The following is a 4,935-nucleotide window of genomic DNA, read 5'->3' as shown; positions in this document are numbered from 1 at the left end:
AAAATATTGTGATCTCTAAATAAATGAGTGAAGATTACGTTATCATACTCTTTTCCATTAATCCAAACTGATTCTTTGTGAGCTTTCCACCCAAATCTTTTTTTATTAATAAATTCAACCTCAGTAACTTTCCCACCATATTTTTTTTCACAATATATAAGATAATCTTTCCATACCATGGGTGAAGGAACACCATGACAGATGATATCAATACAATACAAATTATCTGTATTTACACTTGCACAGTACGCTTTTAATCCCGCAATCTGGCAAGATGTCCCTGAAAATAAGACAGTTCTTCCATCAACAAGATCCTTTTTTACCTGTCTAAATGTATCCTTTAAATCACTCTGGATATATTTTGACCCTCTAAATCGATCACGTCCTTCTATTGTTTCACTTCGTCCATGATATGCAACGTAATCGGAATCAAATTGGCAGCCGTAAACAATGCCTTTTTCGTCAAGGATAATATCTGTCAAAGCAGTAAATATCCCCCCACTTCTAGAGTTTTCGCGGACGAATATATTCTTGTGTTTTATTATAAAGCTTTCAATCGGCATACTAAACTTCCTTTCATTCTCTCTTGTTCAATAGTATTCTCGCAAAATATTCTCTTACAAAACATTTTTCTTGCTCTATAACACTATTTATTATTTGAAAATCAAGTTTATTTTTTAAGACATCTTCAATATCCCAATCAAATTGTTCATCAACACATCTTTCTGTAAACATTAATTTCTTTGAGGCATATTCTATTTTCTTTTTTCGTCTTTCCGTTTGAATTGAAATAAACGATTTATTACGTACAACAGATAACATTGTTCCATGGAACATATTTGTTATTATCAGGTTTGTTTTGTCTATATAACCAACAAATTGAAATGGATTTTTTGCAGCAACATTTACATCACACCATTTATTATAAATGTCAACCGACAGTGTTACAAAGCCATTTCTATGCGCATATTCCTTTATCTTTCTTACCGTTGTTTCATTTGAAATCGAGCCGTATATCATTATAAAGCTTTTCCGTATTTTAGGTAATTGAGATGGTATCTGATATAAAAATACTGGATCTAAATGAACAGACACATTTGTAAAACCAGCTGCTTCTAAAATCTTCTTTGAATTTAAGTCTCGAACTGAAATTGCTACAAATTTAGAAATTTCTTTTATACTATCACGGGAAAGAGTTTCATCAAAATTTCCCATACTCACCGCATAGGATATTCTTGTTTCTGCATTTACCGATGCTGCAGTGTTATATTTATTAAAAGCCTTATTTTTTTCATTCCACATTTCATCACTACCAACAACTACAATATCATAGTTTTTGTTGATAGTCCCAATAGATAAATATGCTTTTTGAGCTTTTCGATTGGCTATAATCCTATTCAAATTCACCCAAAACAATCTTGGATTCTTTGTTTGCAAAAGTTGCTTCTTTTGTATGCTAAAAATGTCCGCACTTTTATTAGGAACAAAATACACTTTAGAAGTGCTACAACTCTCGATGAAATTCTTCAAACAATATGCCTGTAAAAATGCGCCCTCGTTAATAGCATTATAGTATGTCACAATTCCTATGCTCATTGCATCTCAACTCCCTCTTCCAGCAAAACTTTCGTTAGTATTTCTTCAAATCTTTCAGTTACCTTCTTTGGTAAAAAATCCTCTGCTCTTTTTTTCGCATTTAAAGATATATATCGGTATAGACCATCGTCCTCTAACAGATTAATCACCTGCTCTGCAAATGAAGTAATATCATACTTTTCTATCAAGAAACCGTTTTTTCCGTTCGAAATTATTTCATCTGGTCCATTATTATGAAATGCAACAACAGGAATACCAAACGCCATAGCCTCAACAAGAACAACACCAAAACCCTCATATCTTGATGTATGCAAAAACACGGATGCATTTTTATAGTATTCCGCCACATCTGATGACATTCCAACAAACTTTATGCAATCTTGAAGATTTCTTTTCTCTACATTTTCTTCCAAGTTCTTTTTGTCAGGACCATCTCCCACCAAAACAATTTTAACATTTTCCTTTTTTTTTCTTATTTCATCTACAATATCTATTAAATAGTCTATTCCCTTCTGATACTGATATATTCTTCCAACAAAAATAAGCGGATTTTCTTTTCGAGGCTCTTTATTACAAATATCAAATGAAACCGGGTTATATAATGTACTTGTTTCAACCCCAAAACTCTCTGAAAATTTAACTTTGTCTACATCTGTCAAAGCTATAAGATGGTTCAGATTCTTCATCATCTTTTTAAACAGCACTTCCTGCCCATAGCTATTTCGATTTTTCATCAAAAAATAACTTTCATAAGTGTTATGCTGCCATCCAATAGTCTTTGCTTTTAATTCTGGCGCTATCATTGCAAGAAGCAGCGAATAATAATCGGTCAATGCAATAATTATATCAAACGAATTATCATTAAAATATTGAATTAATCCTTTCTTTTGCTTCGTTGCATATAACGTTTTCAACAATATATCTGCACCAATTTCATTGTTAAGAATTCCAATTCTTTTATTTATTTTCCAAACAGCTAAAGAAAATGCTCCTATCAATGTATACTTGTTATGTCTTGGGAAGTCATTTAAATTTTTTATCTTAATTTCATTATTTAACCCAAAAATATTATTATCTTTATTAGAATATGGCATTACAATTGTTATTTCGTGTTCTTTTGTCATCCCATTGATTATATTCGGAATAATCCTCTGTATTCCTCCATGCATAAAGAGATTCAAACTCAAAAAACAGATCTTCATGTTATATCCTCCGTATTATTCAATGTTCGCACTAAGCACCAATAATATGTAGTTATTCCTAAAGAAAGAAAATATGGCACAAACATAGGTGCATCATATAATGGATTTCCAGAAAAACAATATAACAAGAAGAACAATTGCATGCCAATTGAGAACGCCATATTTTTTTGCTCTTCATCTGGTAACTCAACTCGACCAGTTCTCATTTTAGAAAACAAGCACACTGATATTGCAAACATGCTAACAAACATAGCAACAAAGACAGTGAAACCAACAATTCCGGTTTCACATAATAATTGAATATAAACATTATGTGCGTTTGACGTAACGCCAAAGCCTTCTGCTAATGTGCTAAACCGCATCCATCCAATTCCAAAGAGAGGGCTTGTTCTAAATACGCTCATAACAGCAGTCCATGTTGTTAATCTCCCCTGTGTTACATCTCCATCCTCTGCTGTCTCATAAAATCTACCTATAAATGAAAACAGGTTTGGAAACAATGAATATCCAATATAAAAGAAGCCTATAACGCCAATTACAATTGTAAGAATTTTAAAAAATCTTCCGTGCTTTTTATTTGCAGAATAAATATAATAGACAAGTAGCATTGCCATTACAGAAAAAATCATATGAGCACGCTTTCCTGTAAACAATAAGGCCAGAAATGCCAGGCAAAACAAAAGCTTAAATTGTTTTTTTCGTCTATTTGAATCACTAAATAATATGTACGAAAACAATAGCGGTATAGTAGTCGCTAGGTACATTCCATTAGACGAATAATGATTTGCTAGTCCAGATATCCATCCATGTGCATAATGGGCTAAAAGCAACGATTGTCTCTTGGCATCAAACATTTTGACAATAATGTTTTTATACGAATAGGCATCAAATTTCAGCCATATAGTGGCAAACACATGTATCAATGACATGTAGGTATATAGTTTTACAATACGATTGGGAAAATTATAGATTGTCCTCCCAATAAACAGCAATGCAAATAATAAGAAATATCTTAAATATCCAAAACTATTATTTATCTCTATATAATAATTGTTTATACAGTAAACTAAAATAGAAAGAATAAATAATATGTCACATGGCAATGGAGACATTCTTTCCGTCCATTTAGTCATAAAAAGTAGCACAAACAGAGAAAGGCTACATAATACAATTCTAATATTGTTAGGGATAAAAATATTAGTCAAAGAGTCCCAAATTCCTAATGAAATAATATATATAAATATCAAATTTAGTAGTAACCTATTTTTTGATATTTTTAAACCGTTTCTCTCCATAATATAATCTCACTCCTAAAACCTATGCTCAGATTGAAAGTCTGCACTGCTTTCATATTTGTACAATAATCTAAGTTTTATTATTTCAATAAATGCCATCCAAGGCACCTCTGCCATTAAGAAAAATATCGGGCTAGACTCCAATAACAACCAACCTGCTTGAATTGATATAATATTATTTATTAGCAAGCTTGTATCTAACAGTTTGATGTAGTATTTACTCGTGAGCAAATTCACAGGAGTTTCGGAACATTAGTAACTAAACGCTCTTCATTTTTAATCTTTACATTCCGTGATATTACCCTAAACAATTAAGTTCTCAATTAAGTTTCAAAATGCATTTTTAATTATTTCATCAAGTTTGATAAAAAACTTTATTACATTCTGTCTTCCATAAAATTCATTTCCAAACGTTATTTTGATTAATTTGTAATAAAATTTAAGTCCTAGCTTCACACTCTGAAATTTTTCCTTAGAGAATTTAAATCTTGTGAAACGATAATTCTCCAATCTTTTCAAGACTTCTTGACTATCAACTATTTTTTTTATACTTGTATTATAGGTGACACATGTATCTTTTATCGATTGGTATGCTTTCATTCCACAATCACTTCTAATAATTACACAGCTGCTTCCCATTGGGTAAGTATTTTCACCTGTGTAATTATCTCCAACTGAAATATCTACATAGCGGTTCAATTTATCAATACAATAGATACATCGCGGATGGCAAAAGAAATCCTTAACTTGAGATCGCATTTTCTTTGGTAAAACTTCCGTTGTATTCTTCTGCACCAGCTTTAAATCCCCGGGCCACCCATTTTTTTCTTTATCTCTAAAAT

5 protein-coding genes are annotated in these 4,935 nt (G+C 31.5%); all 5 read right to left on the bottom strand.

The window, feature by feature from the left end:
- A partial coding sequence (locus tag H8706_RS11775; RefSeq protein ID WP_262432793.1) for a Coenzyme F420 hydrogenase/dehydrogenase, beta subunit C-terminal domain occupies positions 1-563 on the bottom strand: 563 nt, incomplete at its 3' end.
- Positions 564-576: 13 nt separating this feature from the next.
- On the bottom strand, positions 577-1,596 hold the full coding sequence (locus H8706_RS11770; protein WP_262432792.1) for a polysaccharide pyruvyl transferase family protein: 1,020 nt from the start codon (positions 1,594-1,596) through the stop codon (positions 577-579).
- Positions 1,593-2,798, bottom strand: a complete 1,206-nt coding sequence (locus H8706_RS11765) for a glycosyltransferase (RefSeq protein WP_262432791.1) — start codon at positions 2,796-2,798, stop codon at positions 1,593-1,595. The genes H8706_RS11770 and H8706_RS11765 overlap by 4 nt, the downstream gene beginning before the upstream one ends.
- Entirely contained in the window at positions 2,795-4,093 is a 1,299-nt protein-coding gene (locus tag H8706_RS11760; protein WP_262432790.1) for an O-antigen ligase family protein, read from the bottom strand. The genes H8706_RS11765 and H8706_RS11760 overlap by 4 nt, the downstream gene beginning before the upstream one ends.
- A gap of 330 nt (positions 4,094-4,423) precedes the next feature.
- Positions 4,424-4,935, bottom strand: a 512-nt coding sequence (locus tag H8706_RS11755; protein ID WP_262432789.1) for a Coenzyme F420 hydrogenase/dehydrogenase, beta subunit C-terminal domain, incomplete at its 5' end; no start/stop codon positions are given.

It is taken from the genome of Qingrenia yutianensis (assembly GCF_014385105.1).
Classification (GTDB): Bacteria; Bacillota; Clostridia; order UMGS1810; family UMGS1810; genus Qingrenia; species Qingrenia yutianensis.
The sequence above is the reverse complement of the archived record's forward strand: the minus strand, read 5'-3'. Positions and strand labels throughout refer to the sequence as shown.